The organism is Rhodanobacter sp. MP7CTX1, assembly GCF_014205795.1.
Lineage (GTDB): Bacteria > Pseudomonadota > Gammaproteobacteria > Xanthomonadales > Rhodanobacteraceae > Rhodanobacter.
In genome coordinates, this window is sequence record NZ_JACHCN010000004.1 from 168856 (window position 1) to 195095 (window position 26240).

Below are 26240 nucleotides of genomic sequence, written 5' to 3' on the forward strand. Positions count from 1 at the left end.
GGTATAGACGGCTATTCTTGTGCGCCGCACAAGATTTGCCGTCATGAACCGACTGCTCGCCCCACTCGCCGCCCTGCTCCTGCTGGTCGGCTGCTCCGCCCCCGGCAACGGTGCTGCTGACAACGGCACGCAAACGCTTACCGTGGCCGCCACCGCGATTCCGCACGCCGAGATCCTCAAGCAGGTGAAGCCGTTACTGGCGAAGGAAGGTGTCGATCTGCAGGTCAAGGTATTCGCCGACTATGTGCAGCCGAACTCACAGGTGGTCGAAAAAAGTGTCGACCTCAACTACTTCCAGACCAAGCCCTATCTGGATGCTTTCAATCGCGAGCACGGCACAAACCTGGTCGTCATCACCGGCGTGCACATCGAGCCATTCGGTGCGTATTCGCGCAAATACAAAAGCATCGACCAGTTACCGGATGGCGCCAGCGTCACTATCCCGAACGACCCCAGCAACAACAGCCGCGCGTTGCTGCTACTGGCCAAACACGGGCTGATCTCATTGAAGGATCCCACCAACGAAATGTCCACGTTGAAGGACATCACCGCGAACCCGAAGCATCTGCAATTTCGTCAGCTGGAAGCCGCCATGCTGCCGCGCACGCTGGACGAAGTGGACCTGGCGCTGATCAACACCAACTATGCGCTGGCCGCCGGCTTGAATCCAACCAAGGACGCGTTGCTGATCGAAGACAAGAACTCGCCGTACGTGAACTACCTGGTCGGCCGGCCAGATAACCAGAACGATCCGCGCGTGCAGAAGCTGGCCAAAGCGCTCAACAGCCCCGAGATCAAGGCCTTCATCGAGCAGAAGTACCAGGGCGCGGTGCTGCCGGCGTTCTGAGTCCGGTAAGCGCTCTCTACTCAGCCCTGCGTGGCGGGAATCTCGAATACCTGGCGCAAATAAGCCACGTAAGCCTCGTCCTCGCACATGTTCTTGCCCGGCGAGTCGCTGAGCTTGGCGACCGGCTGGCCATTGCAGCGGACCATCTTGATCACAATTTGCAACGGCGTCAGCCCGACATCATTGGTGAGGTTGGTGCCGACGCCGAACGCGAGCAGGCAGCGATCACGGAAGTGGGCATACAGCTGCATCACTTTCGGAATGTCGAGACCATCGCTGAACACCAGGATCTTGCTGCGTGGATCGACCCGATTCGCCTGATAATGCGCCAGCACTTTATCGCCCCACTCGAACGGGTCGCCGGAATCGTGCCGGGTGCCATCAAACAGCTTGCAGAAGTACATGTCGAAATCGCGCAGGAACGCGTTGAGTCCGTAGACGTCGGACAACGCGATGCCAAGATCGCCGCGATATTCCTTCGCCCACGCCTCCAGCGCCGCCACCTGAGAGTCGCGCAGCCGCGGGCCCAGCGCCTGATGTGCCTGCAGGTATTCGTGGGCCAGCGTGCCGAGTGGGGTCAGGCCGAGCTTGCGCGCCAGCCACACGTTGCTGGTACCGGCGAGTTGCGAGCCCAGGCCCTGTTGCAGCGTGGTCACCACCTCCTGCTGCCACACGCGCGAATACCGCCGGCGCGTACCGTAGTCGGCAATCCGGCAGCCGGCGTAGCCCGGCGTATCGCGCAACAGCGCGATCTTCTCGCGCAGCCGTTGACGCCCCTCGGTCAGATCGAAGTCCGCGCCGATGTGCCGGAAATACACCTCATTGACGATCGCCAGCAACGGCACCTCGAAAAGGATCGTGTGTAGCCAGGGTCCGCGAATGCGGATCTCGATCTCGCCGTTGTCCGCCGCGGAAGGCGTGATTTCCACGTATTTCTGGTTGAGCTGAAACAAGCCGAGAAAATCGACGAAGTCGCTCTTGATGAAACGCCAGCTACGCAGGTAATCGAGCTCGTCCACCGTAAAACGCAGGCGGCACAGCGCAGCCAGCTCGGCACGAACCTCCTCGATATACGGCACCAGGTCGATGCCGGGATTGCGGCACCTGAAGCGATACTCGACCTGCGCGGCAGGGTACTGATGAAGCACCACCTGCATCATCGAAAACTTGTACAGGTCGGTATCGAGCAGTGAGTCGATGATCATCAGTCGCTCAATGGGTAAAAGGATGCAGGTGAAAAACGGGGCACGCCAAGAGCCAAGTATCGTAGGTTGGGGTGAGCGCAGCGAAGCCCAACGTCTTTCGTGCATGTTCGTTGGGCTTCGCTGCGCTCACCCCAACCCACGCTACAGGAGTCGTTGCGAAGCTGAGGCGGAACCTTCGCACGAAACAATTGTGGACGCGGCACTGCAGCGCGCAAAAAAAAACCTCATGGGCCAGGGGAGGACCCATGAGGTTTGTCGGGCGGCTTCCCGGGGGAGGGAAAAGCCGGCCCCTCAGTGACGCGATCTTGCTGCACCACTTCCGGTCGCCTCACGGCGATACGAGTGGTTAGTGTGGTCGCGACGATGTGAGTTCAAGGTGTAGGTCGAAGCTGTTCAGCTTGGCGACAGGCTAGCTTCACAAGCCGCCAGCCTGCGCAATGACAGCTCGATCGGCTCGACGAGCCTGGACATGCGTCAATTCGCCACAGCTTGAAACTGACGCATGAATCGCGGGTTGCTCGATGTGACACGTCATGGCTGCCCATACAATTCCCTCACAATTAAACCGGAGCACGCCATGAAGTTTCTTTGCCTGTGCCTGCTGGCTCTTTGCGTTGTGCTGCCGACGATGGCGGCGGAACTGACTGTCGATCTGGGACACGGTGCGCAAACCTACAGCAGCTCACAGCTGCTGGCGCGCGCCGACGTACGCGACATCACGATTCCTGCCGACGTGGCGTTCAAACGCAGCATGCACTATCGCGCCGTGCCGCTGCGGTCACTGCTGGTCGGGCTGAAGCCGGGCGAACATCTGCAGTTCGTCGCGGCGGACGGTTTTGCCGCCGAGATCGACAGCACGCCCTTGCTCAACACACATGGTGCCCAGGCCTGGCTGGCAATCGAGGATCCGGCGCAGCCATGGCCCACGCTGACCGAGAACCACGGCAGCGCCGGGCCGTTTTACCTGGTGTGGACGCAGCCGCAGGCCGGCCATATCAGCCCGGAACAGTGGCCGTACCAGCTGGCGACGATTCGCCAGCTGAGTGGTGTGGCCGAGCGATTCCCGGCGATCGTGCCTGATTCGTCATTGCCTGCAGGCAGCCAGGTGCAACGGGGCTTCGCCGTCTTCCAGCGCACTTGTTTCGCCTGCCACACGCTCAATGGCGAAGGTGATGCCCGGCTCGGGCCGGACCTGAACATCCCGCACAACCCTACCGAATACTTGAGCGCAGAACTGCTGCGCGCGTATATCCGTGACCCGCAGTCACTGCGTCGATGGCCGCAGGCGAAGATGCAGGGATTCGACGCGCGGGCGCTGTCCGATGCCGACCTCGACAATGTACTGGTCTATCTGGGATACATGGCAAAACACAAAACGGCGCACTGACAAAACGCCTACTGAGATCCGTCCCGCTAATTAGCCAGTGTCGCCTTGGCCTGGCTGTCCGCAAGCAGCGCCTGCAACTGCAACTCGCGCTTCGCCTTGGGCAATTTTGCCAGCGCCCGCACGCTGGCATAAAACGCCGGCCAGCTGCCCTCGGCACGCTGGAACAGCACGCCGAAGGAAGGCGTCCACTGTTCGTACAGACCGAACGGCAACAGCCGCGCGTTGTTGATGGGTGCAGCCACCCAGGCGTCGTAGGCGTGTTCGTGCGGCCAGTCGCGATCACGCCATAGCTGATACTGCTGGCGAAACGCCGCAATCTCGCTCTGCTTGCCCGCCTCCATCGCCGGCTCGCCCAAGCCGCTGGCATACAGGGTTTTCAGGCGCTCGCGCAGATCCAGTACGAGCCGGGTGAATCCGGCATCCATCCCCTGCGTGCGGTCGTCCTGAGCCGGCAAACCACGTGACTGCCGCCATTCGCGCAAGCCTTCGGCCTGCACGAACGTGGCAAAGGATTCGTTGAACGCGGTGTCGTCCTTCACGTAGATCAGCTGGTGTGACAGCTCGTGGAAGATCGTGCTGTCCAGCTCGTCGTCGTCCCAGCGCAACATGCTGCTGAGGATCGGGTCGGCGAACCAGCCGAGAGTGGAATAGGCCGGCACGCCGCCGATCTCGACGTCGTAGCCGTGCTGCTGCAGCCGCGCCACCTCGGCTTTCGCGGTCGCTTCGTTGAAGTAGCCACGATAGGCTACACAGCCGGCAATCGGGAAACAGTACAGCACCGGGTCTACGGAATAGCGTGGCGCGGCAAACACATTCCACACCACATATTCCCGGTGCAGATCGACATAGCTGGTGTAACTGCGATTGTGCGGCAATCCCAATCGCTGCGATGCGAACTCGCGCGCCTGCTGCGCCAGTCGCAGCCGTGCCGCCAGCCTTGGGTTGGTCGCTGGATCCTGGACGATCGCGCTCACTGCGCGCCGGCGAAATACCAGTTCACTCTGTCCGTGTGCCGCCTGCGCGTAGTAACGCACGCTGCTGCAGGCGCAAAGCACAAGGCCCACCGCCGAGATGGCGATGAGCCTTGGAAACGAAGTGAGCAACTCTGCGAACCGATAGGAGGGCATGCCACGATTGTGCCCCAGCTGTCAGTTCATGTCCTGGCGAGACGGCTCGCGCGAACACTTGCCGCGCTAGTGATGGCCCATGGAGCCATGCGAACTGGACGCCGGATGTCCTTGTCCGGCATGACCGCCGCCGCCGTGGTAATAACCACGACCGCCGCCGTACCAGCGGCCCCCGCGCCAATAGCCGCCACCGCCGTAGTACCCGCCGTAAAATCCAAATCCGCAGCAGCCGTAATAGCCGTACCCCGGCCCGTAATAACCGTAACCGTAATAGGGGTAGTAGCCGGGCGAGGCGTAATAACCTGTGCCGTAGTAGACATCACCGTTGTAGCCGGTACTGCGCACGTAACTGTAGCCCGGGTCGTAGTAACAGCCCGACAGCGTCGTGACAGCGACAACCAGGACAAGACAGGCCAACAGGCGTTTCATGATCGGTCTCCAGCGGGAGTGACGGCCTACATTAAGACACGACGCTTGAATGCGTACTGAGTTTTCGGCGCGTCACCCATCGCTCGTTTATCCGCCAGCCATGTGCCGACAGCCCAGCGGTGATGTCAGCCCTTGCGCTTCTGTTGCTCGCCGCGCTCGTGGGCCAGCGCGTGGCCATAGGCAGCCTCACTGGACAAGCCTTTGTTGGTCGTCGCATTGGCCGCATGGACGTCATCTGAACCGTTCGGGGTCTGCGCGGCTCCCGGCCAGCTAGGCCCTTGCCGCACGCGTTCCTGCTTGGCTTCCAACACCGCCTGGATGTGCGCCACGGCCTCGGCCGGGCTGATGTGTTTGATCGGTGCGTCAGCCCGTGTACGCCTACTGACTTTGCCGCTAGCGGCCTTCTTGCCCGCTGGCTTGACTGAAGTGGGCTTCGCCGCCGGCCTTTTCAGGGCTTTGCTGGCGGCAGCGGTCTTCGGCACGGCCTTTTTCAGTGCCGCTTTGCTTGCTGCGTTACCAGCAACTTTCCTGATCGACTCTTTGCCGGCTGGGCGCTTGGCCGCAGATTTTTTGGCCGCAGCCTTCTTCGCCACGGCTTTCTTCAGCGTGGGCTTCTTCACCGCGGGTTTCTTTGCGACCGCTTTCTTCGCTGCTGACTTTGGAGCGGCAGTCTTCTTGACTGCGGCCTTGCGCGGCGCAGTCGTGCTTCGCGCCGTCATTTTCCTGATAGCTGCTTTTTTAGCCGATGCTTTCTTTGCCGTGGATTTCTTCGCAACCGACTTTCGGGTCGTAGCCATGCGTTCGTTCTCCTGCGGTGATCAAGGGGATCGAGGCCAGTATGCACGCCTCGATACCGTAGATCATCATCAACAGCGTGACGCATCCGTCATGATGCAGTGCTCAAGCAAGCGTAACGAATCTCAGCGCGCAAGTTATCGGATGCCCGGATTCAACAGCGCGCTTAGAAAATACGGAAGCACGCGCGGATCCACCAACAGCGTGAATGCCACGCCATACGCGGCACCCCAAAGATGCGCGCTGTGGTTGATGTTGCCCTGCCCGCGCCGATCCATGTAGATCGAGTAGCCGGTGTACAGCAGTGCATAGACGATCGCCGGCATCGGTATCACCAGCACGATGATCCGCTGCCATGGCTCGAGCAGGATGTACGAAAACAGCACGGCCGAAACCGCGCCGGATGCACCGAGGCTGCGGTAGTTCGGGTTAGTGCGATTCTTCAGGTAAGTCGGCAGGATCGAAATCACCAGACCGCCGATATAGAACAGCACGAAACCGAAATTGCCCAGCCGCGCAGCGAAAAACCCTTCCATTTCCTGACCAAAGAAATACAGGGTGAACATGTTGAACAGCAGGTGTCCAAAATCCGCATGCACCAGTCCGTAAGTCACCAGCCGATGGTATTCGCGCTGTTTGGTGATCGCTGGCGGCCAAAGAATCAGGTCATTCATCAGCCGGCTGTTTTTGAATGCCATGAACGAGACGATGCAGGTAATGGCGATGATGATCAGGGTGATCGGCATGAACGGTTCCGCGACGGGTAAGCAAAGCTCGCCATCTTGGCGCCCGGGCGCTGTCTTGTCGACTTTGCCGGGCGGCCCATCGCTTCGCTGCAAGCCCCGAAGTGGATTGGCCACTGCCCAGAACGGCGCGGCGTGACTATCATGCGTGAGTTTGCCCGTTCTATCGCCGCCTGACGGATATCATGATTTCGCTTCGCTACCTGCATCTGGATGTTTTTGCCGCCACCCTTGGCGGTGGCAATCACCTTGGCGTGGTGATCGGCGCCGCCGACTGGAGCGCCGATGAAATGCAGCGTTTCGCACGCTGGACAGCGCTGGTCGAAACCACATTTCTGCTTCCTGCAAACGATCCGAAAGCCAGCTATCGCCTGCGTATCTTCACCCCGCACAAAGAGATCCCATTCGCCGGCCACCCCAGCATTGGCAGTGCGCATGCGGCGCTGGAATGCGGCACTGCCGAGCCGCGCGATGGCCTGTTATGGCAGGAGTGTGGTGCTGGCGTGCTGCCGATCCGCGTGGAGGGCAGCGGCGCCAGCCGCGAACTTTTGTTGAAGTCGCCCGGCGAGCGCGTAGTGAAAACGGGCCTCGACGCGCACTCCATGCTACCGGCGGCGCTCGCCGGTATCGACCTGGGCGTGCTGCCGCCAGCCCTGGTCGATGGTGGTCGCCGCTGGTGGCTGGCCGAGGTCTTGGACGAGGCTAGCCTACGCGCGTGGAAGCCTGACCATAAGGCGATCGGCGCGTTGGCGCAGGCTAGCGACAGCATGGGTCTATGCGTGTTTGCACGAAGCGCCGGCACTGACTATCAGTTGGTAGTACGTGCCTTCCCGGCCGGCGTTGGCATCGTCGAGGATCCCGCCTCCGGTGCTGCCAACGGATTGATCGCCGCCTATATCGCCCGCGCCGAACCGGACGGTGCACTAGCCCATGGCTACCACGTCAGTCAGGGGCGCGAGATGGGCCACGACGCCCGCTTGATCGCGCGCATCGAAGGCGATGCGGTGTGGACCGGTGGGCGAAGCCATATCGTGATCGACGGCACGCTGGACTGGCGCCCACTTGGCTGAACCGGCTGTGGACTGAAACCCATGAGGGTCGCCAGGCATGCCTTACGACGGTTGTTCGCGCTCGTCCAGATGCGCCCGACGCGCAGCGACCAGCGCGAGGGCTGACCAGTCCAGCTCCGCATCGCCGGCCGCCAGCGCTTCCAGCAAGCCGTCGCGCAACACACCGGCAAAGGGTAGCGGTACGCGTGCCGTCGAGGCAGCTGTCAAGGCGAGTTCGACATCCTTCAGCCCGAGCGGCAAGCTCATTCCGGCCGGCTTGAAGCGCTGCTCGGCAATCAGCTTGCCATAAATCTGGTAAGCCGGCGAAGCGAACAGGGTGCTGGTCATCACCTCAAGAAAATCAGCCGCACTGACGCCGAAAGCACGCGTCAGCGCCGTCGCTTCAGCCATGCTTTCGATCGCCGATGCGAGCATGAAGTTGCCGGCGATCTTCACCACGTTGGCGCGCTCGGGCGCATCGCCCATCGGCCACAGCTTGCTGCCCATCGCCTCCAGCAACGGTCGCACGCGCTCGATCGCGGCAGGACTACCGGCCGCAAGAATATTCAGCTTCGCCGCGGCCGCCACGTCCGGACGTCCGAACACCGGCGCGGCGATATAGTCCAGGCCACGCTTGGCGTGCTCGGCAGCCAGTTCCTTCGCCAGCGCCACCGAGATCGTCGAGTGATTCACATGCACGGTGCCGCGATCCATCGCATCCAGCAGTCCGCCATCGAGGAAGACCTCACGCACGGCCTGATCGTTGGCCAGCATGCTGCACAGCACATCGCCCTGCGCAGCCCGGTCCGCGGTGCGCGCCACCTTGGCACCCAGCGATGCGAGCGGCTCGGTGGCGGCCGCGGAACGATTCCACACCGTCAACGTATGGCCAGCGGCAATCAGGTTGCTCGCCATTGCGCTACCCATCGCGCCAAGTCCGATAAATCCTACTTTCATACGGGTTCCTTCATCGTTGATTGCGGGCAGTGAAGCATTCAACACGTTCACGACGTGCGAAAGCGGAAGCGTCCAGAGGCGAGGAATACCTACACCACCTCGCCCGCCGCTTGCCCCGAAGCCCATGCCCACTGGAAGTTGTAGCCGCCCAACCATCCGGTGACATCGACCACTTCGCCGATGAAATAAAGCCCTGAAACAAGCTTCGATTGCATCGTGCTGGAGGACAGGCCGTCGGTGTCGACACCGCCGAGTGTCACCTCGGCGGTGCGGTAGCCTTCGGTGCCGCTGGCGGTGATCGGCCACGCGTTGAGCTGCGCGCCGATCTGCGTCAATTCGGCCTCGCGATACTGGCGCATCGGGCGGCTCTCGAACCATTGCTCGCACAGGCGCTGCGCCAGCCGCTTGGGCAGCGCATCGCCAAGCACGGTTTTCAGTTCGGCCGCTGGCCGTGCCCCACGCTGTTCGACAAGCCACACGCCGACATCCTGATCCGGCAACAGGTCGATGCGCAGATCGTCGCCCGGCTGCCAATAAGAGGAAATCTGCAGGATCGCCGGCCCGCTGATACCGCGATGGGTGAAGAGCAGTCCCGCCCGAAAACTTTGCTTGCCAACCCGCGCTTCCACCATCGGCAGCGCAACACCGGCCAGATCCTGGTAGTGCTCCTGATGCTTGCCGCTCAAGGTCAGCGGTACCAGGCCCGCGCGTATCGGCAGCACCGTGTGGCCGAACTGGCGCGCCAGTTCGTAACCGAAGCCGCTGGCACCCATGCTCGGAATCGACAGGCCGCCGCTGGCCACCACCAGCGACTCGGCGTGCACTTCGCCACGCGCGGTGAACACGCTGAAGCCTTCAGGCGTTTTGCGCACCCGCTGCACCCCGCAATTCGCCTCGATCGTCACGCCGGACTCGGCGCACTCGTCCAGCAACATGCGCACGATCTGCTTGGACGAGTCATCGCAAAACAGCTGGCCGAGTTCCTTCTCGTGATACGCGATGCGATGCTTCTCGACCAGCGCGATGAAGTCGGCAGGCGTATAGCGCGCCAGTGCGGACTTGGCGAAATGCGGATTCGCCGACAGGTACTGGCCCGGGGTGACGCCGAGGTTGGTGAAATTGCAGCGCCCACCACCGGACATCAGGATCTTCTTGCCCACCTTGTTCGCATGATCGACCGCCAATATCCGGCGCCCGCGTTGGCCCGCCGCGAGAGCACACATCAGTCCGGCGGCGCCGGCACCGATGATCAATACGTCCACTTTCATTCCGCCATCGCCTTCATCCTGATTTGCGTCGCCGCGCGGCATTATCCACCCACGACCTCGCGCTGCATCGCTTACACTGGCCTACTGCCCCTCCACCACTTTCCGAGAATTGTCGCCATGCCCTCCTTCGACGTGATCTCCGAAGTCGACAAGCACGAACTGACCAACGCGGTCGATCAGGCCAACCGTGAGCTGTCCACCCGCTTCGACTTCAAGGGCTCGGACGCGAACTTCACGCTTGACGAGTTCGTCATCACGCAGAGCGCTCCAAGCGAATTCCAGTTGCAGCAGATGCTGGACATCCTGCGCGGCCGACTGGTCGCGCGAAAGATCGACATCCGCGCACTGGACGCCGCCGATCCCGAAGTGAACCTGGGCGGCGCGCGGCAGAAAATCACCATCAAGCAGGGCATCGAACAGCCGGTGGCAAAGAAGCTGGTCGCGTCGCTGAAGGAAGCCAAGCTCAAGGTCGAAGCGCAGATCAATGGCGAAAAGCTGCGCGTCACCGGCAAGAAACGCGACGATCTGCAGGAGGCCATGGCGGTATTGCGCAAGGCCGACGTCGAGCTGCCGCTGCAGTTCGACAACTTCCGCGACTGATCCAGATTCCCCCCTCCCCTACAGCAGGGGAAGGAGCGCAAGTCGTCAAGCCCTGGAAAGCAACCGGCCGCCCATCGCGGCATTCGCAGCCACGACCAGGGTCACCGCCAGTGCATGTGTCAGCAGATCGGTCGCGGCGGCATCGTAGGCGTGGCAGATCTCCAGCAGGCTGGCCGACGCGGCGGCGCTGGCCAGACCCACCATGACGGCCGTCAGTATCGGCCGCAACGGGAAGGCGCGACGCAGCAGCACGATCAGCAACGCCGACAGCGGAATCGAGAAAGTGATGATGAACACCAGGCAGTCGCTGGACTGATGCAGGCTGGTGATGTGGGTTCCCGGCTCGATCAAGACGCTAAGGCAGCCCAGGCCACTGGCGCCAATCCACAGCAACGCGCCGGGCAACGGCAACCAGGCCCACAGGCCGCGCTGTCCCGGCACGCTGAGTGCGAATGCGGCCCACGCCGCGCAGATCGTGGTCACCACCGCACCGACACCGGCCCACGCCAGATCCGGCGCCGCGCTCCAGCGGCGCTCCATGCCACTCATGCCGTAATGCATCAACAACACCGCCGCGATCGCAGCCACCACCAGCAGCCAGCCGGCCGTGCGCAGCCACGGCGGCAACAGCCGCCGTACCGGCACCAGTCCGCTGCCTAGCTGGCCGATCAATGCCGCATGTGATCGTTGGTCAGGCATGGTGTTCACAGTTCTCCATGGAAACGCTCGCGCAGCGCTTTCAGCGCGCGATGCAGGTTCACTTTCAAGGCGCCGGTGTTGCGCCCGGTGAGTTCAGCCGTCTCGCTCAACGAGCGCTCGCGCAGACCCAACTGCTCCACGGCTTCACGCTGACCCGGCGGCAACTCGGCAATTGCCGCACGCAGGCGCCGCGCCCGTTGCTCGCTTTCGGTGGCGGCGCTGGCATCGTCGACATCGGGATGGCGATCCAGCGCAAATTCGTCGTGCACCTCCCGACTGCCGCGCCGACCGCGGCTGCGCAGTGCATCGATCGCGCGACGGCTCGCAATCGCGCTGAGCCACGCATCGTACGAACGACTCGGGTCGTAGGTGTGGCGCACGCGATCCACCGTGATCAGGGTTTCCTGCACCACATCGTCGAGCTGATCCGGCGAGACGCCCTGTCGCCGTGCCGCCGCGCGTATCAGCGCGATCGAATCGGCCAGCACTTTTTCGTAGGCGCGCCGGTCGCCGGCCTGGGCAGCCGCCATCCACGCCGCCCGACGCTGATCGGGCGAGTCGCTGTTACTTACAGCGGCGGATTCGGCTGACACGGTCTGTTTGACACTCGCCCATAGGGAAAGGTCACTATCTAGACCCATGAAGCCGGTTGCGGTCAAGGCTTGCGGCATCTCCGCTCCAGATCGGGGATTCACAGGGGCATTCGCCGCATCCGGCACCGGAGTTACTTCGTACCTGGATCAGCACAAGGGATCGTTGCTGGCACTGGCGCTGAAAACCACCGCCGCGCGGTGCAATCTCGCCCGAAGTAACCGCAACCAACCTTACTGCGAATAGACATGCAACCCCAACGGATAACGCTCCCATGCTCGTGTTGATCCTCGCCTACCTTGGTGGCGTACTGACCATCCTCAGTCCCTGCATCCTGCCGGTGCTGCCGTTCGTGTTTGCCCGCTCCGATCGTCCGTTCATGCGCAATGGCTTGCCCATGCTGCTGGGCATGGCGATCACGTTTGCCGCGGTGGCTACGCTGGCGGCGCTGGGAGGGGGCTGGGCGGTGCATGCCAACCAGTACGGCCGGATCATCGCGCTGGTGGTGCTGGCGTTCCTCGGCCTGACCCTGCTGTCGACGCATCTTGCCGAATGGATCACCCGTCCGTTTGTGGCGCTGGGCAACCGGCTGTCGCAGCGTTCGGCGACCGATGGCGATTCGATCTGGTCGGCTGCCGGACTCGGCGTCGCCACCGGGCTGTTGTGGGCGCCGTGCGCGGGTCCGATCCTGGGCCTGCTGCTGACCGGCGCGGCGCTGAATGGTGCCAGCGTGCAGACCACCTTGCTGTTGCTGACGTATGCGGGAGGTGCGGCGACTTCGCTGGGCCTTGCCTTGCTGATCGGCGGCAAGGTCTTCGCGTTGATGAAGCGCTCGCTGGGCGCCGGTGAATGGGTACGCCGCGTACTCGGCGTGCTGGTGCTTGCCGGCGTGGCCTGCATTGCGCTCGGGCTGGACACCGGCCTGCTCACCCGCGTGTCGCTGGCCAGTACTGGCGGCATCGAACAGAAGCTGATCAATGCGGTGACCCCGGCACCCGCCGCCGAACCGGTGTTGAAGGCCGGCGACCCGTTGCCGGTGGAAGGTCAGATGCCGTCGCTGGCCGGGGCCACACAATGGATCAACAGTCCGCCACTGACCGTCGAGTCGCTGCGCGGCAAGGTCGTGCTGGTCGATTTCTGGACGTACTCCTGCATCAATTGCATCCGCTCGCTGCCGTATGTGCGTGGCTGGGCCGACAAGTACAAGGATCACGGCCTGGTGGTGATCGGCGTGCACGCGCCGGAGTTTGCATTCGAGAAGGATCCGGCCAACGTCACCAAGGCGGTCAAGGATCTGGGCGTCGACTATCCGGTCGCGCTGGATAACAACTACGCCATCTGGCAGGGCTTCAACAACGAATATTGGCCGGCGCATTACTTCATCGACGCGCAGGGACAGATTCGTCACCACCATTTCGGTGAGGGTGGTTATCAGGAAAGCGAGGATGTGATTCGCCAGCTGCTGACCGCGGCTGGCCAGAAAGATCTGCCCGGCGGCTACGTCAGCGGCATGCGTGAAGGCGTGGAAGCGGCGGCGTCGCGCGATCCCACCCAGTCACCGGAAACCTATGTCGGCTATGCCCGTGCCGAAAATTTCGTCGGCGGCAAGGTGGCGCACGACGACCCATGGGACTACCAGGCCGGCACGCTCGGCACCGATCAGTGGGCGCTCGATGGCCGCTGGACCGTGCATGGTGAAAGCGCACAACTGGAAAAGGCCGGCGGACGCATCGTCTATCGTTTTCGTGGCCGCGACTTGCACCTGGTGCTTGGCCCCGCCAACGACGGCAAGCCGGTCCGCTTCCGCGTCACCATCGACGGCAAGGCACCCGGTGTCGATCACGGCACGGATACCGATGCCGACGGCAACGGCACCATCAGCGAACAGCGGCTATACCAGTTGGTACGTCAAGCCAACGGCAGTGGCGAGCGTTTGTTCGAGATCGAATTCCTCGACCCCGGCGTCCAGGCCTATGCCTTCACGTTCGGCTGATCCGAACTGCTCTTGTGGGAGCGACTTCAGTCGCGATTGCTCTTTAGACATGACACCGAAAGGCATCGCGACTGAAGTCGCTCCCACAGAAAGCAGACAAACCTACGGAGGCTCACATGTCACGCATCGATGAAACCCTCGCGATGGATCGCCGCCGCTTCCTGCGCGCGGCTGTCACCGGCGGCGCTCTACTGGTGGCCGGTGGCGGGCTGATCATTCCGCGCCTGTTCGCTGCCGACAACCAGCCCGTCGGCAAGCCCGGCAATGTTCTGCTGGAGATCTTTGGCGACGACGGCCGTGACCTTGGCCCAAAGCAGGTGCCCAAGCTGGTGCTGACGGACACGCAATGGCGGCAACGGCTGTCGCCGGCGTCATTCAACATCATGCGTCGCGCCGGCACCGAGATGGCGTTCAGCGGCCCGCATGAGCGGCCCAACGGCAAAGGCCTGTTTCGGTGCATGGGCTGCGCCACGGCGCTGTATGACGCAGCGACCGAGTTCGATTCCGGCACTGGCTGGCCGAGCTTCTGGCAGCCGATCGCCAAGCGCAATGTGATTCAGAATGCAGACAGCAGCTTTGGCATGGATCGCACCGCGATCAGTTGCGCCGGCTGCGACAGCCATCTCGGCCACGTGTTCGACGATGGTCCGCAACCGACCGGACTGCGCTATTGCATGAACTCGGTGGCGTTGCGCTTCGTTCCGCGAACCACCGGCTGAGTACAGCTTCGCCAGACACCGCGCTGAGTCCGGCGAAGCTGCCTTAATGCATGCCTAGCAGACGTTTTACGGAGTCCGCAGCATCAAATCCGGCAGTGCATAATGCCTCCGCCCACTGCGCCCGCAGACGGGCAGTCGTATTGACTACTCACTCGCCGGAGATCGACAGCACAATGAAACGTTTGGTTTGGTGTGCCCTTGCAGCACTGTCCCTTGCCATCCCCGTGCTCGCACAAGCGCAGGACGCCTACGTCACCGACAACGTCGATCTGTTCGCCGGACCGGATCCGAGCTACCCGCTGGTCGCGCAGATTCCGGCGGGCACGGAAGTCGGCGTGCAGGGTTGCACCGATGGCTGGGAGTGGTGCGATGTGATCGCCTACGGCAGTCGCGGCTGGGTCGCCGGGAACTACATCCAGTACGACTACCAGAATCAGCCCGTGCTGCTGCCCATGTATGGGGCGCAGATCGGGATCCCGGTCGTTACTTTCGTGATCGGCGATTACTGGGATCGGTACTACCGCAGCCGACCGTTCTACGGCGATCGCGCGACCTGGTACAACCGCCCCTACGTGCGTCGCCCGCCTCCGCCGCCGTCGCGCTATCCGTACAACGGGCCGGTACACCCGATGCCGGGATACGAGCACGCCGACGAGCGACCTGGACACCTGGGGCCGGTTACTCCGGGGCGTCCCGTGTATGCGGAGCCCGGCAATCAGGGACGCCCTGTATATGCGGCCCCTGGCAATCAGGGACGACCCGAATATGCGGCACCTGGCAATCAGGGGCGCCCCGTGTATGCGCCTCCTGGCAATCAGGGGCGCCCCGCGAATCCGGCTCAGGACTATCGGGTACAGCAACACGGCAACCCCGAGGCATCCAGGCCGCCAGCCAGGCCGCCGGAAAAGAAAAATGATCGTGATGATCACAACGACAACGGCGGCCATTGATTGATCGCCTTGTCGTGAGCTGACAACCGGCCGGGGTGATCGACGATCATCCCGGCCGATGGCCTCTTCCCGTAGACAGATCGGCGGTCGATACTCAGGCATCGCCCCTGACCGACGTATCGCCGATGGCTGACCTGCTCTCTTCCGATGTGCTTGTCGCGCAGTCGCTGGAACATGCGCTGGCGCTTTCTGCAAGGTTCTATACCGATCCCCGCGCACCCGCGCTGGATGCGGATGCCGTGTTCGCACGCAGCTGGCAACTGGTCTGCCATCAGTCGCAATTGAGTGGCGTGGGCGATCACGTGGTGACCACGATCGCCGGCCTGCCGCTGCTGATTGTGCGCAGCGACGAGGCAACCATCCGCGCGTTCCACAATGTCTGCCGGCATCGCGCCGGCCCCATCGCGAGCTGCGATGGCCGTGGCGCCACCGCGTTGCGCTGCCGCTACCACGGCTGGACCTATGGGCTGGATGGCGTATTGCGCGGCGCGCCGGAAATGGGACGCACGCCGGACTTCGACCCCGCCGACATTCGCCTGCCTGAAGTGCGCGTGCAGGTGTGGCAGGGGCTGGTATTTGTCGCCACCGGCGAGGCGCCGCCGTTCGAAGATTTTGTCGCCGGCATCGATGCGCGGCTTGGCCCCGATCGTGCGCTGGACGGCTACGAATTCCATCATCGCGCCAGCTGGGAGGTGGCGTGCAATTGGAAGGTCTATGTGGACAATTACCTGGAGGGTTACCACGTACCGCATATCCATCCGGGCCTGAACAGCGTGCTCGACTACCGCAGCTACATCACCGAAACGGCGACCTGGTATTCGTTCCAGTTCAGCCCGCTGGAAAGCGGCGCCGACCTCTACGGCAGCGGCGAGGCGCTGTACTACTTCCTGTATCCAAACGCGATGCTGAACATCCTGCCCGGCCGCCTGCAAACCAATCGCGTGCTGCCGCTGGGTGTGGACCGTTGCCGGGTGGAATTCGACTTCTTCTACGCTGCGGACAGCGGAGCCGAAGCATTGGCACGCCGTGCGAACGACATCGCGTTCAGCGACGAAGTACAGGACGAGGACGTAACCATCTGTCAGGACGTGCAGCGCGGCCTCGCCTCGGGCTCTTACGAAGCTGGTCGGCTGAATCCGCTGCGCGAAAATGCCGTGCACCACTTCCATGAATTGCTGCGCCGTGCCTATCGAGATTCACAGGAGCGTGCCTGATACATACAGGTAAGCATCCGTTACCTGAATGCCGACTTGGGTTTGCGCAAGGCCGCCGCCATCTTGCCGGGCATGGCGCGATGCGCCCAGCTATTGTCGGAGTCCGTCATGAGTAACCCACTGGCTATTCCCTGCCCGCATTGCGGCGCGCTTAATCGCGTACCGGCCGATCGTGTCGGCGAGCACCCCCAATGCGGCCGCTGCAAGCAAGCCCTGTTCGACGGGCACCCGGTGGAACTGACCGCCAGCAACTTCGACTCCGTGGCCGGCCGCGGTGATCTGCCGGTGCTGATCGATTTCTGGGCGCCATGGTGTGGGCCCTGCCTCTCGTTTGCGCCGGTATTCGTACAGGCCGCAGGCAAGTTCGAACCACGACTGCGGCTAGCCAAGCTGGATACCGAAGCGCAGCCACAACTGGCGCAACGCTTCAACATCCGCAGCATTCCTACACTGGTCATGTTGCGCCAGGGCCGCGAGATCGCGCGACAGTCCGGAGCGCTGAACGCGGCCCAGCTGCAGCAGTTCGTCGAAGGTGCATTGGCGCAGCGTTGAACGGGCAGCCGAAAGGTACCTGGCGGGATTTGGCAAGCCCCTGCACCCATGCCTTTATGCACACTCCGGACGTGTCACGGACAGTTAGGCTTGGATCTTTGATCCGAGGGGAATGATTCGTGCGCAAGTCTCTGCAATTCACCCTGCTGGCCGCCTTGGTGCTGGCGGGTCTCAACACCACGACACTGGCGGCCGATGCACACAAGCCACCACCCGCAGCGGACGCGGCCAGCACCAGTGATTTTCACCTGCCGCCGTTCCCTGCGGATGCGCACGTGACGCAAAGCACCACGGTGAGTGGCAAAACCCTCAAATACACCGTCACCGTAGGCTCGCTGCCGGTGCGCGATGAAAAGGGCACCACCATCGGTGAGGTGGTGTTCACTGCGTACACCATGCCCGGCAAAGATCGGCCGGTGACGTTTGCGCTCAATGGCGGCCCTGGCGCGTCCTCGGTCTATCTGAACTTCGGTGCGATCGGCCCGAAGAAGGTGAACTTCGGCGTCGAAGGCGACACGCCGTCGCAGCCAGCCACCCTGCACGACAACCCCGGCACCTGGCTGGGCTTCACCGACCTGGTCTTCATCGATCCCGTCGGCACCGGTTACAGCCGTGCACTGGTGGACGACAAGGAAGCAACCAAGCAGTTCTACAGCACCGACAACGACATCAAGTATCTCTCGCGCATCGTCTACGACTGGCTGGTCAAGAGCGGCCGCATGACCTCGCGCAAGTATCTGGTGGGCGAAAGCTACGGCGGTTTCCGTGGCCCGCGCATCACCGACTATCTGCAGACCCAGCTCGGTGTGGCGATGAACGGTGTGGTGCTGCTGTCGCCGTATCTCGATCCGGCGGCGTCGGATGACGAGAACGTGTCGCCGCTGCCCTGGATGCTCACGTTGCCTTCGATTGCGGCCGCGCATCTGGAGCGCGAACACAAACTGACCCCGCAGGCGATGGCCTCGGTCATCGACTACACCCGTAGCGAATACGCCACCGATCTGATGAAGGGCCGATCCGATCCGCAGACGGCCGATCGTGTGGTCAGCAAGGTCACCGAGTTGACCGGACTCGATCCGCTGTTCGTGAAACGCTCCGGCGGCCGGCTGGAGACCCAGGCCTACCTGCGCGAGGTGTACCGCGCCGAAGGCAAGCTCGGCAGCCGCTACGACTCCAACGTCACCGCTTGGGACCCGTTCCCGTACGCACCGCATCAGGAAACCGGCGATCCGATCCTCAACGGCATCATCGCGCCAACCACCAGCGCGATGGTCAATTTCGTCACCCAGACCGTGGGCTGGAAATATGAAGGTCGCTACAACGCGCTGAGCTACGACGTGAACAAGCTGTGGCATGAAGACGACGACGCCAACAAGGGCTCGGTGTCGCAGCTGCGCGAAGCGGTGGCGAACGATCCGGGCCTGCGCGTGTTGATTGCACACGGCTGGGACGATCTGTCGTGCCCGTTCATGGCCTCAGTGCTGATCGTCGATCAGATGCCGGCGATGGGTGATCCCACCCGCGTGCAGGTCAAGGAATACGCAGGCGGCCACATGTTCTACGCACGCAACGACAGTCAGTCGGCATTGACCGCCGACGTGCAGGCGCTATACGGCGCCAAGTAACAGAACTCGGCATGGAGCGCGTGCAACGCGCGCTCCATGCTGCTTCACCAGGGGATGGCGCGCCAATACGTTCAGCGAGCCACCGTGCTCGCGCGCACCAGATATTGCAGGCTGAACATCTGCTGGGGGTCGGTCCATACACGCAGCACGGCCAGGCCCGCCTTGGCGGCCAGGGCAGCAAAGTCGGCCAACGAATATTTGCAGCTGTATTCGACCTGGATCGCCTCGTCCTCGCGGAACGCCACGCTCGCGCGTCCCATTTTGACCTGCTGCTCGCGGTGGCTGACGATGTGGGTCTCGATCCGTCCGATCATCTGGTTGTAGTGCGCCCGATGACCGAAGGCCGACAGTTCGAAGTTGCTGCCGATCTCCCGATTCAGCCGGGTCAGCATGTTGAGGGTGAACGCTGCGGTGATGCCGGCGCGGTCGTTGTAGGCCGCCTCGATCACCTCCGGGTCCTTTTTCAAGTCCACCCCGATCAGGATGCCGCCGGCATCGCCCATTTCGTTGCGCATCTTGCGTAGTAGCGCGGCAGCTTCGCGGTTCTCGAAATTGCCGATGGTGGAACCGGGGAAATACACCACCGTGCGTCGCGGCGCGCTGGGCGGAATCGGCAAGCGCAGCGGTTTGCTGAAGTCTGCGCACAACGGCTGCAACGGCAGCTGCGGAAATTCCCTGGCCAGCCGCCCCACACTCTGCCGCAGCGGTTCCGACGAAATCTCGACCGGCACATAACTTACCGGTGCCTGCAGATGCTGCAGCAAGATGTGCGTCTTGCGCGCATTGCCGCTGCCGTATTCGACCAGACGCACTTCGCTACCCAGCACGTCGGCAATGCTGCCGGCGTGTTCGTCCATCAGCGCAATTTCGCAGCGGGTAAGGTAGTACTCCGGCTGCTCGCAGATCTGCTCGAACAACCGGGAGCCGTGCTCGTCGTAGAACAGCCACGACGGCAGCCGCTTGGGCTTGAGCGCGAGCCCACGCTGGGCAACTTCGAGTAAATCACTAACCGGCGGGCGACGATCGTCGTCACTGACGCCACAGGCTTCCACGTTCATCGGTCCTGTCCCAGTCGTAGCCCGGCAAACTGCCAGCGGGCATGGGGTGGAAAGAAATTGCGGTAACTGGCTCGGATGTGATCGCGCGGCGTCACGCAGGAACCGCCGCGCAACACCCACTGCCCACACATGAATTTGCCATTGTATTCGCCCAGCGAACCGGGCAGCGGGCGAAAGCCCGGATAACTGACATACGGAGAAGCTGTCCACTCCCAGACATCGCCATACAACTGCGTGATGCCGTCGCCGTCGCTGCTCGCGCGCGGTTGATAGCGCTGTTTATCCAATAGATTGCCGCCGGCCTTGACGCCCTGTGCAGCTGACTCCCACTCGGCTTCGGTCGGCAACCGTGCTCCAGCCCAGCGCGCGAACGCCTCGGCTTCGAAATAGCTGATATGACAAACCGGTTCATGCGGATCCAGCGCGCGCACCCCAGCAAGGGTGAACTCGCTGGCCAGGTCGGCCTGCCAGTAGATGGGATGCTGCCAACCTTCGCCCTGTACGGTGGCCCATCCATCAGACAGCCACAGGCCCGGCTCGCGGTAGCCGCCTTCGTGGACAAACGCCAGGTATTCGGCGTTGGTCACTAGCCGGTTCGCCAGTGCGTGTGGCTGCAACAACGTGCGGTGTCGTGGCGTTTCGTTGTCGAACGCAAAACCCTCACCACGGTGGCCAATCTCGATGATGCCTTCGCGGCCATCGACAAAGCGCAGCGGCACCGGTGTCGGGCCCGTTGAAGCGGCGATGGCGCCGCGATACGCCGGCTGCAACGGATTGCACCAGAACGCATGCTTGATGTCGGTCAGCAGCAGCTCCTGATGCTGTTGCTCGTGCTGCAGGCCCAGCTCGACCAGTGCGGCCAACTCCGGATCGTCGTCGCCGATCAGCAACTCGCCGACCGCCTCGTCGATGTATTGGCGATACGCCCACACTTCGTCCAGCGAAGGCCGCGACAGCAGCCCGCGTTGCGGCCGGGCATGCATCGGACCGACCGATTGATAGTAGGAGTTGAACAGGTAAAGCCACGCCGGATCCCGCGGCCGATAAGCCGGATCGCGCCCCAGCACGAACTGCTCGAAGAACCAGCTGGTGTGTGCCAGATGCCATTTTCCCGGACTGGCATCCGGCATCGACTGCACCAGCAGGTCCTCCGCGCTCAGACCGGCACACAGTGCCAGCGTCTGTTGACGCACCTGCTGAAAGCGCTGGGCAACCGTGACCGGGGTGGAGGACTGCCAGGTCGTCATCAGGGTCGCCTCCGCGTAGCCGACAGCACCGTCGTCGTGCGGGAGGTCGTTGGGCGTGGATCGTTAAAAAACATGCCGCGAAGCATGCCGGGCCAACTGTTCAAATCATGTGATCGGCAGATGGCAAAATGATCGCAGTCGCATGAGCGAATCCCGGGTGATTCGCCATACCCGATTCAATCAGCGTGGTGCAGTGCGGTGTGCGTATAAAAACAAAAAGCCCGGCATTGCCGGGCTTGTTTTGCTTGGCAGCTGACCGTGAGATCAGTGGCCGTAACCGTCGTCACGAATGTAGGTTGTCGGTGCCGGTCCGTTGTAAACAACCGGCGGTCCGCTTTGATACACCACCGGCGGTCCGCTCTGATAGACGACCGGACCCGGTGCGCCGTAATACACCGGAGGACCGTAATAAACCGGCGGCGGGGCCAGTGCACTGCCCACCAGACCGATCACCGCACCGGTAACGATCGCACCAGCGATCCAGCGACCGCCACTCCAGTAACCGCCGCGATAGCCGTAGCCACCGCGATAGCCATAACCACCATGGTAACCACCACCATGGTAGCCGTAGCCGCCATGACCGCCCCAGCCCTCTGCCGACGCGGTCAGTGGCATTGCCACCGTCGCCGCTACCGCAAGGCCCAAAGCCAACAACTTGCCAGCACCACTCAAACGTTTGGTCATGACGCTTTCTCCGTTGATACGGGACCTATGCTCGGCTTCTCGGGCTTAATGTGGACTGAAGCGTTTACTTTTTGATCCGGGCGTTATCCCAGGGGTTTATCGCGGCGTCAGACTGGCGCCGCCGAAGCAGCCAGCAGCCGTGAATATCAGCGCGACGGGAAAAGTCGAACGGGATGCTCGGCACGGTCCAATCTTCGATTTCGAAGCGCTTTTCAAGCTCCTCGCGATCAAGTTTGAAGCGGCGGAAATTGTTGGAAAACACGATCACGCCATCGCGCGTCAGCCGGTCGTCGCAGGCGTGCAGCAACTTCACGTGATCGCGCTGCACATCAAAGTCATCGGCGCGTTTGGAGTTTGAAAAAGTGGGTGGATCGACAAAGATCAGCCCATAGTGCTCGCGGTCGCGTTGCAGAAAGTCCAGCGCGTCGAACTGCATCAAGCGGTGGCTGGCGCCGCTGAATCCATTCAACGCAAGATTTCGCGACGCCCATTCAAGATAGGTCGCCGAAAGGTCGACACTGGTGGTTTCCAGCGCGCCTCCAGCCGCCGCGTAAACGCTGGCCGTCGCGGTATAGGCAAACAGGTTCAGGAAACAGCGCCCTTGCGCCAGCTCGCGTACTTTTGCGCGGACCAGTCGATGATCGAGAAACAAGCCGGTGTCGAGGTAATCGGTGAGGTTGACCAGGAAATCCAGGCCACCTTCCTGCACTTCGATGAACTCGTTGCGCTGATCGAGCTGGCCGTATTTGGATCCGCCCTTCCCGCGCTCGCGGGTTTTCAGCGCAATGCGTTCGCGTGGCACGCCGAGTACTTCGCCAGCGACGCGAGCGATTTCACGCAAGCGCAGCCGGGCGACGTCGGCCGGCACATCCGCCGGTGCCCGATACTCCTGAATATGCAAATGATCGTCGCCTTGCGTGTCGCCGTAGACATCGATCGCGGCGGCATATTCAGGCAGATCCTGATCATACGCGCGCCAGCATTGGATCTCTTCGCGAATCAACCGCTTGCGCAGATGCTTGAGGTTTTTCTCCAACCGGTTCTTCAGCATTTGCGCGCCAGCCGAAAGCGGCTTCGGTTCGCGCGGCGCTTCATCGCGCTTGCTCAGATCAAACGTCAGCAGCACGGTTTCCAGTGCGCCGTTGTAAAGGGCATACCGCTTGTCCGCGTGCAACTGCATCGCGCGACCCAGGTCCACGTCGCCAGCCAGCACGGCGGCACGCCAGCCGCTGAAACGCGAGCGCAGCGCGTCGCCAAGGGTACGGTAGAGCTTCGGCATCTCTGCGCGCTCACCGAGCCGTTCGCCATACGGAGGATTGGTGATGACCAGGCCGTAGTCGACGCCCGGCGGTGGCGCGGCGTGCGCCATGTCCTGCTTGTCCAGTGTGAAGAAGCCGGCCACGCCCGCTTCCTGCGCATTGCGTTTGGCCGTCTGTACCATGCGCGGGTCGGCATCGCTGCCGAAGAACACGCTGCGCAATCCGCGCAGACCGGTGTCGGCGCGTTGTTTCGCCTCGTCCAGCAAGCTGCGCCACAGCGCGATATCGTGCTGCTGCCAGCCGAGAAAGCCGAAATACTCGCGACGCAGGCCAGGCGCCACGTCGGCCGCCATCAAGGCGCCTTCGATCAGCAAGGTGCCGGAGCCGCACATCGGATCGAACAGGGCGCCGCCGGCCGCATAGACCTCGGGCCAGCGCGCGCGCAGCAGCATCGCCGCGGCGAGATTTTCCTTCAGCGGCGCCTCACCCTGCACTTCGCGCCAGCCACGCCGATGCAGCGGCGAGCCAGCCAGGTCCAGCGACAGCGTGGCGCGATCGCGACGCAGGCGCAAATTGATGCGGATGTCCGGTTCATCGGTGTCAATGCCCGGCCGATTGCCGTCGCGCTGACGGAACTGATCGACCACCGCGTCTTTCACCCGCAGGCCGATGAACTGGCTATGGGTGAGCTTGCTCATCGCGGTGCCGGCGTCCACCGCGAAGGTGGCATGCGCGGCCAGATGCTGGCTCCAGTCGATTTCCTGTACGCCGCGATATAACGCATCGTCGTCGGCCGCATCGAACTCGGCCAGCGGTAGCAGGATGCGGCTGGCCATGCGTGACCAGAGGCATGCGCGATAGGCGGTTTCAAGCGTGCCGGAGAAATGCGCACCGGCCAGCGCCTCTCGCACGTCACTGGCACCGATCGCGATCAATTCGTCGCGCAACAGGTATTCCAGGCCTTTCGGGCAGGTGGCGAAATAGTGGCTCATGCAGCCTCCGCCAGTTGGTCCAGCAACAAGCGAAATTGTGCGGCGATCACGTCCATGCTGGCGCCCAGCCGGTGGTCGTCGTCGAGCACCAGCAGCGGCAATCGACGCTGCGCGGCGAACGTTTGCACGCCACCCAACGGACAGACCTCGTCGCGCCAGCCGTGGATCAGCAGCGTCGGCACGCCGTGCCGTAGATCGAACGCCCGCGCATAACCGGGAATCGCACTTGGCGTGGCCAGCAGCAGCAGACCGGCCACCGGCACATCCAGCGAGGCCAGTCCGGACACGAATGCGCCCATGCTCGACCCGACCAGCAGCGGCGGCTCGGCCAGCTCCTCGATGGTGGCTCGCAAACGGGCGATCCGCGGCGCCACCGAACCGGCATGGCCACGCGCATCGTCGTCACGGTAGTCCGGCCGCTGCGTGCGCCAACCCAGCGATTCGGCCAGCTGTGCCAGCGTGCTGACCTTGGTCGCGTCCGGGCCGGAATCCGAACCGTGCGAAAGAATGATCTGGCCGCGCATGGCGGTCTCCATGGAAACTGCAGAAAGCTAAGGCGTGCATCGTAACAGGCGGCGTTTCCGCCCGGCCTGGCCCCATGCGAGACTTGGTCCATGCCGCCAGCCATTCACGATCAACCACTGCCCTATATCGACCAGTTGCCCGAGCGACCCGCCGACGCCGTCGAGCGGGTGGTCATCCACTGCACCGAACTGCCGGACATGGCCACCGCCCGCGAGTACGGCGAACGGGCGCTGCATGACAACGGCACCGGCAATAGCGGCCACTACTACATTGACCGCGACGGCACGATCCACCGCTATGTCCCCGGCACCCGCGTGGCGAACCATGTCCGCGGCCATAACCCGAACTCGATCGGCATCGAGCTGGTGAACCTGGGCCGGTACCCGCACTGGTGGGACTCGCATCATCAGCAGATGACCGAGCCCTACCCGGCCGCCCAGATCCGCGCGCTGCAAGCCCTGCTCGCCCAGTTGCGGCGTGACTTCCCGAGCCTGCGGCAGATCGCCGGCCATGAGGATCTGGATACCGCGATGATGCCCGCCAGCGACGACCCGGCCATCGAGATCCACCGCAAGCTCGACCCGGGCCCGATGTTTCCATGGGCTGAAGTGCTGGACGGCAGCGGGCTGACGCGTATCGGGGCTCCGTAGCTGCGCGCCTCCCCCTGCTCGCAGGGGGAGGCTGGGAGGGGGTGACTCTTGCTTGCTCACGAACACGATCAAGGGCCCTCCCAACCCTCCCTTGCAAGCAGAGGACGGAGTAGAGCTGGTGCCCCGCTATAATCTCGCTTCACGCCCTATCGAGCTTCCCACCCCATGTCGTCAAACCACGTCACCGAACTGGTCGAGCTGCTGCAGCTCGAGCGTCTGGAAGACAACCTGTTCCGCGGCCAGAGTCGCGACATTGGCACCCGCTTCGTGTTTGGAGGCCAGGTGCTGGGACAGGCGCTGGCGGCGGCGCAGCAGACGGTGGACCCGGTGCGCGAGGCGCATTCGCTGCATGCGTATTTCCTGCGCGCCGGCGATATCGATGCGCCGATTGTCTACAGCGTGGAGCGCACCCGCGATGGCGGCTCGTTTTCCTCGCGGCGGGTGGTGGCGATCCAGCACGGTCAGCCGATCCTGGATGGCTCGATCTCATTCCAGGTACCGGAGCAAGGCGTGGAGCATCAGACAACGATGCCCGAGGTGCCGGCGCCGGAGGACGTTGAGCCATTGCACGCGCTGTCGCCGGACGAGCTGGCGCGGCTGCCGGTGAAACTGCAGCGCTGGCTCGGCATCGACGGCCCGTTCGCCTTTCGCCAGGTGTGGCCGCGCGACGAACAGCACCCGGCCAAGCGGCCGCCGATCCAGCACATCTGGTTCAAGCTGGTCTGTCCGATCGATGACTCTGCCATCCTGCACCGTGCACTGCTGGCGTATGCCTCGGACTTCCACCTGATCGGCACGGCCACGCTGCCGCACGGCATCTCCTACCTCACCCACAACGTGCAGATGGCCAGCCTCGACCATGCGCTGTGGTTCCACCGGCCATTTCGCGTCGACGAATGGCTGCTGTATTCGTTCGACAGTCCGACCGCACAGGGCAGTCGCGGGCTGGCGCGTGGACAGATTTTCAGCCGTGATGGCCGGCTGATTGCCTCCTCCGCCCAGGAAGGCCTGATCCGCCTGCGCCAACCCTGATCCCACCGACCCGGTTCAGAGCCGGCCAAGGCGGGTAAACTGC

At 63.0% G+C, this 26240-nt stretch carries 26 protein-coding genes; 12 read left to right on the forward strand and 14 right to left on the reverse strand.

Annotation, left to right across the window (positions count from 1 at the left end):
* Positions 1 to 43: 43 nt before the first annotated feature.
* Positions 44 to 847 carry a MetQ/NlpA family ABC transporter substrate-binding protein gene (locus tag HDE77_RS07305; protein ID WP_184416497.1) on the forward strand — a complete coding sequence of 268 codons (804 nt, stop codon included), beginning with the start codon at positions 44 to 46 and terminating at the stop codon, positions 845 to 847.
* Positions 848 to 867: 20 nt separating this feature from the next.
* On the opposite strand, the gene pncB is transcribed toward HDE77_RS07305, so the two are convergent.
* The gene (gene pncB / locus HDE77_RS07310; protein ID WP_184416498.1) at positions 868 to 2052 is read right to left on the reverse strand and encodes a nicotinate phosphoribosyltransferase; all 1185 of its coding nucleotides are present in this window, start codon (positions 2050 to 2052) and stop codon (positions 868 to 870) included.
* A 577-nt stretch (positions 2053 to 2629) separates the two neighbouring features.
* Between pncB and HDE77_RS07315 the strand changes: the two genes are divergently transcribed.
* Entirely contained in the window at positions 2630 to 3439 is an 810-nt protein-coding gene (locus HDE77_RS07315) for a cytochrome c (RefSeq protein ID WP_184416499.1), read from the forward strand.
* 26 nt (positions 3440 to 3465) lie between these two features.
* On the opposite strand, the gene HDE77_RS07320 is transcribed toward HDE77_RS07315, so the two are convergent.
* From HDE77_RS07320 to HDE77_RS07335, 4 genes are all read right to left on the reverse strand, one after another.
* The gene (locus HDE77_RS07320) at positions 3466 to 4503 is read right to left on the reverse strand and encodes an aminopeptidase (RefSeq protein ID WP_343206078.1); all 1038 of its coding nucleotides are present in this window, start codon (positions 4501 to 4503) and stop codon (positions 3466 to 3468) included.
* A gap of 129 nt (positions 4504 to 4632) precedes the next feature.
* The gene (locus HDE77_RS07325; RefSeq protein WP_184416501.1) at positions 4633 to 4995 is read right to left on the reverse strand and encodes a hypothetical protein; all 363 of its coding nucleotides are present in this window, start codon (positions 4993 to 4995) and stop codon (positions 4633 to 4635) included.
* Positions 4996 to 5120: 125 nt separating this feature from the next.
* Positions 5121 to 5792: a histone H1-like repetitive region-containing protein gene (locus tag HDE77_RS07330; protein WP_184416502.1), complete on the reverse strand. Its 672-nt coding sequence runs from the start codon at positions 5790 to 5792 to the stop codon at positions 5121 to 5123.
* 135 nt (positions 5793 to 5927) lie between these two features.
* A complete protein-coding gene (locus HDE77_RS07335) occupies positions 5928 to 6536 on the reverse strand; it encodes a rhomboid family intramembrane serine protease (RefSeq protein ID WP_184416503.1) in 609 nt (202 codons plus the stop codon).
* Positions 6537 to 6718: 182 nt separating this feature from the next.
* Between HDE77_RS07335 and HDE77_RS07340 the strand changes: the two genes are divergently transcribed.
* Entirely contained in the window at positions 6719 to 7603 is an 885-nt protein-coding gene (locus tag HDE77_RS07340; RefSeq protein WP_184416504.1) for a PhzF family phenazine biosynthesis protein, read from the forward strand.
* Between the two features lie 42 nt (positions 7604 to 7645).
* Here HDE77_RS07340 and HDE77_RS07345 read toward each other — a convergent pair whose 3' ends face one another.
* Positions 7646 to 8539: an NAD(P)-dependent oxidoreductase gene (locus tag HDE77_RS07345; protein WP_184416505.1), complete on the reverse strand. Its 894-nt coding sequence runs from the start codon at positions 8537 to 8539 to the stop codon at positions 7646 to 7648.
* Positions 8540 to 8628: 89 nt separating this feature from the next.
* Positions 8629 to 9807: an NAD(P)/FAD-dependent oxidoreductase gene (locus tag HDE77_RS07350; protein WP_184416506.1), complete on the reverse strand. Its 1179-nt coding sequence runs from the start codon at positions 9805 to 9807 to the stop codon at positions 8629 to 8631.
* A 117-nt stretch (positions 9808 to 9924) separates the two neighbouring features.
* On the opposite strand from HDE77_RS07350, the gene HDE77_RS07355 reads away from it, so the two are divergent.
* Positions 9925 to 10407, forward strand: coding sequence for a YajQ family cyclic di-GMP-binding protein (locus HDE77_RS07355; protein ID WP_184416507.1), 483 nt, complete (start codon positions 9925 to 9927; stop codon positions 10405 to 10407).
* Positions 10408 to 10452: 45 nt separating this feature from the next.
* On the opposite strand, the gene HDE77_RS07360 is transcribed toward HDE77_RS07355, so the two are convergent.
* Together HDE77_RS07360 and HDE77_RS07365 are read right to left on the reverse strand one after the other, a co-directional pair.
* The gene (locus tag HDE77_RS07360; protein WP_184416508.1) at positions 10453 to 11106 is read right to left on the reverse strand and encodes an NrsF family protein; all 654 of its coding nucleotides are present in this window, start codon (positions 11104 to 11106) and stop codon (positions 10453 to 10455) included.
* A 5-nt stretch (positions 11107 to 11111) separates the two neighbouring features.
* The gene (locus HDE77_RS07365) at positions 11112 to 11777 is read right to left on the reverse strand and encodes a sigma-70 family RNA polymerase sigma factor (RefSeq protein ID WP_184416509.1); all 666 of its coding nucleotides are present in this window, start codon (positions 11775 to 11777) and stop codon (positions 11112 to 11114) included.
* A 194-nt stretch (positions 11778 to 11971) separates the two neighbouring features.
* Between HDE77_RS07365 and HDE77_RS07370 the strand changes: the two genes are divergently transcribed.
* The 6 genes from HDE77_RS07370 to HDE77_RS07395 all read left to right on the forward strand — a co-directional run bounded on the left by HDE77_RS07370 (position 11972) and on the right by HDE77_RS07395 (position 18750).
* Positions 11972 to 13690 (forward strand): cytochrome c biogenesis protein DipZ, encoded by a 1719-nt coding sequence (locus HDE77_RS07370; RefSeq protein ID WP_184416510.1) that lies wholly within the window; start codon positions 11972 to 11974, stop codon positions 13688 to 13690.
* Between the two features lie 116 nt (positions 13691 to 13806).
* Positions 13807 to 14409 (forward strand): peptide-methionine (R)-S-oxide reductase MsrB, encoded by a 603-nt coding sequence (gene msrB, locus HDE77_RS07375; RefSeq protein WP_184416511.1) that lies wholly within the window; start codon positions 13807 to 13809, stop codon positions 14407 to 14409.
* 173 nt (positions 14410 to 14582) lie between these two features.
* Positions 14583 to 15359 (forward strand): SH3 domain-containing protein, encoded by a 777-nt coding sequence (locus HDE77_RS07380; RefSeq protein WP_184416512.1) that lies wholly within the window; start codon positions 14583 to 14585, stop codon positions 15357 to 15359.
* 125 nt (positions 15360 to 15484) lie between these two features.
* Positions 15485 to 16573, forward strand: coding sequence for an aromatic ring-hydroxylating dioxygenase subunit alpha (locus HDE77_RS07385; RefSeq protein WP_184416513.1), 1089 nt, complete (start codon positions 15485 to 15487; stop codon positions 16571 to 16573).
* A 108-nt stretch (positions 16574 to 16681) separates the two neighbouring features.
* The gene (gene trxC / locus HDE77_RS07390) at positions 16682 to 17125 is read left to right on the forward strand and encodes a thioredoxin TrxC (protein ID WP_184416514.1); all 444 of its coding nucleotides are present in this window, start codon (positions 16682 to 16684) and stop codon (positions 17123 to 17125) included.
* A gap of 119 nt (positions 17126 to 17244) precedes the next feature.
* On the forward strand, positions 17245 to 18750 hold the full coding sequence (locus tag HDE77_RS07395) for a peptidase S10 (RefSeq protein ID WP_184416515.1): 1506 nt from the start codon (positions 17245 to 17247) through the stop codon (positions 18748 to 18750).
* 71 nt (positions 18751 to 18821) lie between these two features.
* Here HDE77_RS07395 and egtD read toward each other — a convergent pair whose 3' ends face one another.
* The 5 genes from egtD to HDE77_RS07420 all read right to left on the reverse strand — a co-directional run bounded on the left by egtD (position 18822) and on the right by HDE77_RS07420 (position 24514).
* On the reverse strand, positions 18822 to 19808 hold the full coding sequence (gene egtD / locus HDE77_RS07400) for an L-histidine N(alpha)-methyltransferase (RefSeq protein ID WP_184416516.1): 987 nt from the start codon (positions 19806 to 19808) through the stop codon (positions 18822 to 18824).
* The gene (egtB, locus tag HDE77_RS07405; protein ID WP_184416517.1) at positions 19805 to 21055 is read right to left on the reverse strand and encodes an ergothioneine biosynthesis protein EgtB; all 1251 of its coding nucleotides are present in this window, start codon (positions 21053 to 21055) and stop codon (positions 19805 to 19807) included. Before egtB ends, egtD begins: the two co-directional genes overlap by 4 nt.
* Before the next feature lie 264 nt (positions 21056 to 21319).
* A complete protein-coding gene (locus HDE77_RS07410; protein ID WP_184416518.1) occupies positions 21320 to 21739 on the reverse strand; it encodes a hypothetical protein in 420 nt (139 codons plus the stop codon).
* A gap of 64 nt (positions 21740 to 21803) precedes the next feature.
* A complete protein-coding gene (rlmKL, locus tag HDE77_RS07415; RefSeq protein ID WP_184416519.1) occupies positions 21804 to 23990 on the reverse strand; it encodes a bifunctional 23S rRNA (guanine(2069)-N(7))-methyltransferase RlmK/23S rRNA (guanine(2445)-N(2))-methyltransferase RlmL in 2187 nt (728 codons plus the stop codon).
* On the reverse strand, positions 23987 to 24514 hold the full coding sequence (locus HDE77_RS07420) for an alpha/beta fold hydrolase (RefSeq protein ID WP_184416520.1): 528 nt from the start codon (positions 24512 to 24514) through the stop codon (positions 23987 to 23989). The genes rlmKL and HDE77_RS07420 overlap by 4 nt, the downstream gene beginning before the upstream one ends.
* Positions 24515 to 24604: 90 nt before the next feature.
* Between HDE77_RS07420 and HDE77_RS07425 the strand changes: the two genes are divergently transcribed.
* Both HDE77_RS07425 and HDE77_RS07430 read left to right on the forward strand, forming a co-directional pair.
* Positions 24605 to 25165, forward strand: coding sequence for an N-acetylmuramoyl-L-alanine amidase (locus HDE77_RS07425; protein ID WP_184416521.1), 561 nt, complete (start codon positions 24605 to 24607; stop codon positions 25163 to 25165).
* 165 nt (positions 25166 to 25330) lie between these two features.
* The gene (locus HDE77_RS07430) at positions 25331 to 26197 is read left to right on the forward strand and encodes an acyl-CoA thioesterase II (protein WP_184416522.1); all 867 of its coding nucleotides are present in this window, start codon (positions 25331 to 25333) and stop codon (positions 26195 to 26197) included.
* Positions 26198 to 26240: the final 43 nt, after the last annotated feature.

What these genes read in the sequence shown, in the direction of transcription:
- HDE77_RS07335 (WP_184416503.1), bottom strand. Translation starts at nt 6,536, where the DNA reads ATGCCGATCACCCTGATCATCATCGCCATTACCTGCATCGTCTCGTTC.
- msrB (WP_184416511.1), top strand. Translation starts at nt 13,807, where the DNA reads ATGTCACGCATCGATGAAACCCTCGCGATGGATCGCCGCCGCTTCCTG.
- HDE77_RS07315 (WP_184416499.1), top strand. Translation starts at nt 2,630, where the DNA reads ATGAAGTTTCTTTGCCTGTGCCTGCTGGCTCTTTGCGTTGTGCTGCCG.
- HDE77_RS07420 (WP_184416520.1), bottom strand. Translation starts at nt 24,514, where the DNA reads ATGCGCGGCCAGATCATTCTTTCGCACGGTTCGGATTCCGGCCCGGAC.
- egtD (WP_184416516.1), bottom strand. Translation starts at nt 19,808, where the DNA reads ATGAACGTGGAAGCCTGTGGCGTCAGTGACGACGATCGTCGCCCGCCG.
- trxC (WP_184416514.1), top strand. Translation starts at nt 16,682, where the DNA reads ATGAGTAACCCACTGGCTATTCCCTGCCCGCATTGCGGCGCGCTTAAT.
- HDE77_RS07370 (WP_184416510.1), top strand. Translation starts at nt 11,972, where the DNA reads ATGCTCGTGTTGATCCTCGCCTACCTTGGTGGCGTACTGACCATCCTC.
- HDE77_RS07430 (WP_184416522.1), top strand. Translation starts at nt 25,331, where the DNA reads ATGTCGTCAAACCACGTCACCGAACTGGTCGAGCTGCTGCAGCTCGAG.
- rlmKL (WP_184416519.1), bottom strand. Translation starts at nt 23,990, where the DNA reads ATGAGCCACTATTTCGCCACCTGCCCGAAAGGCCTGGAATACCTGTTG.
- HDE77_RS07305 (WP_184416497.1), top strand. Translation starts at nt 44, where the DNA reads ATGAACCGACTGCTCGCCCCACTCGCCGCCCTGCTCCTGCTGGTCGGC.
- HDE77_RS07380 (WP_184416512.1), top strand. Translation starts at nt 14,583, where the DNA reads ATGAAACGTTTGGTTTGGTGTGCCCTTGCAGCACTGTCCCTTGCCATC.
- HDE77_RS07360 (WP_184416508.1), bottom strand. Translation starts at nt 11,106, where the DNA reads ATGCCTGACCAACGATCACATGCGGCATTGATCGGCCAGCTAGGCAGC.
- pncB (WP_184416498.1), bottom strand. Translation starts at nt 2,052, where the DNA reads ATGATCATCGACTCACTGCTCGATACCGACCTGTACAAGTTTTCGATG.
- HDE77_RS07340 (WP_184416504.1), top strand. Translation starts at nt 6,719, where the DNA reads ATGATTTCGCTTCGCTACCTGCATCTGGATGTTTTTGCCGCCACCCTT.
- HDE77_RS07410 (WP_184416518.1), bottom strand. Translation starts at nt 21,739, where the DNA reads ATGACCAAACGTTTGAGTGGTGCTGGCAAGTTGTTGGCTTTGGGCCTT.
- HDE77_RS07355 (WP_184416507.1), top strand. Translation starts at nt 9,925, where the DNA reads ATGCCCTCCTTCGACGTGATCTCCGAAGTCGACAAGCACGAACTGACC.
- HDE77_RS07345 (WP_184416505.1), bottom strand. Translation starts at nt 8,539, where the DNA reads ATGAAAGTAGGATTTATCGGACTTGGCGCGATGGGTAGCGCAATGGCG.
- HDE77_RS07365 (WP_184416509.1), bottom strand. Translation starts at nt 11,777, where the DNA reads ATGCCGCAAGCCTTGACCGCAACCGGCTTCATGGGTCTAGATAGTGAC.
- HDE77_RS07330 (WP_184416502.1), bottom strand. Translation starts at nt 5,792, where the DNA reads ATGGCTACGACCCGAAAGTCGGTTGCGAAGAAATCCACGGCAAAGAAA.
- egtB (WP_184416517.1), bottom strand. Translation starts at nt 21,055, where the DNA reads ATGACGACCTGGCAGTCCTCCACCCCGGTCACGGTTGCCCAGCGCTTT.
- HDE77_RS07385 (WP_184416513.1), top strand. Translation starts at nt 15,485, where the DNA reads ATGGCTGACCTGCTCTCTTCCGATGTGCTTGTCGCGCAGTCGCTGGAA.
- HDE77_RS07325 (WP_184416501.1), bottom strand. Translation starts at nt 4,995, where the DNA reads ATGAAACGCCTGTTGGCCTGTCTTGTCCTGGTTGTCGCTGTCACGACG.
- HDE77_RS07425 (WP_184416521.1), top strand. Translation starts at nt 24,605, where the DNA reads ATGCCGCCAGCCATTCACGATCAACCACTGCCCTATATCGACCAGTTG.
- HDE77_RS07350 (WP_184416506.1), bottom strand. Translation starts at nt 9,807, where the DNA reads ATGAAAGTGGACGTATTGATCATCGGTGCCGGCGCCGCCGGACTGATG.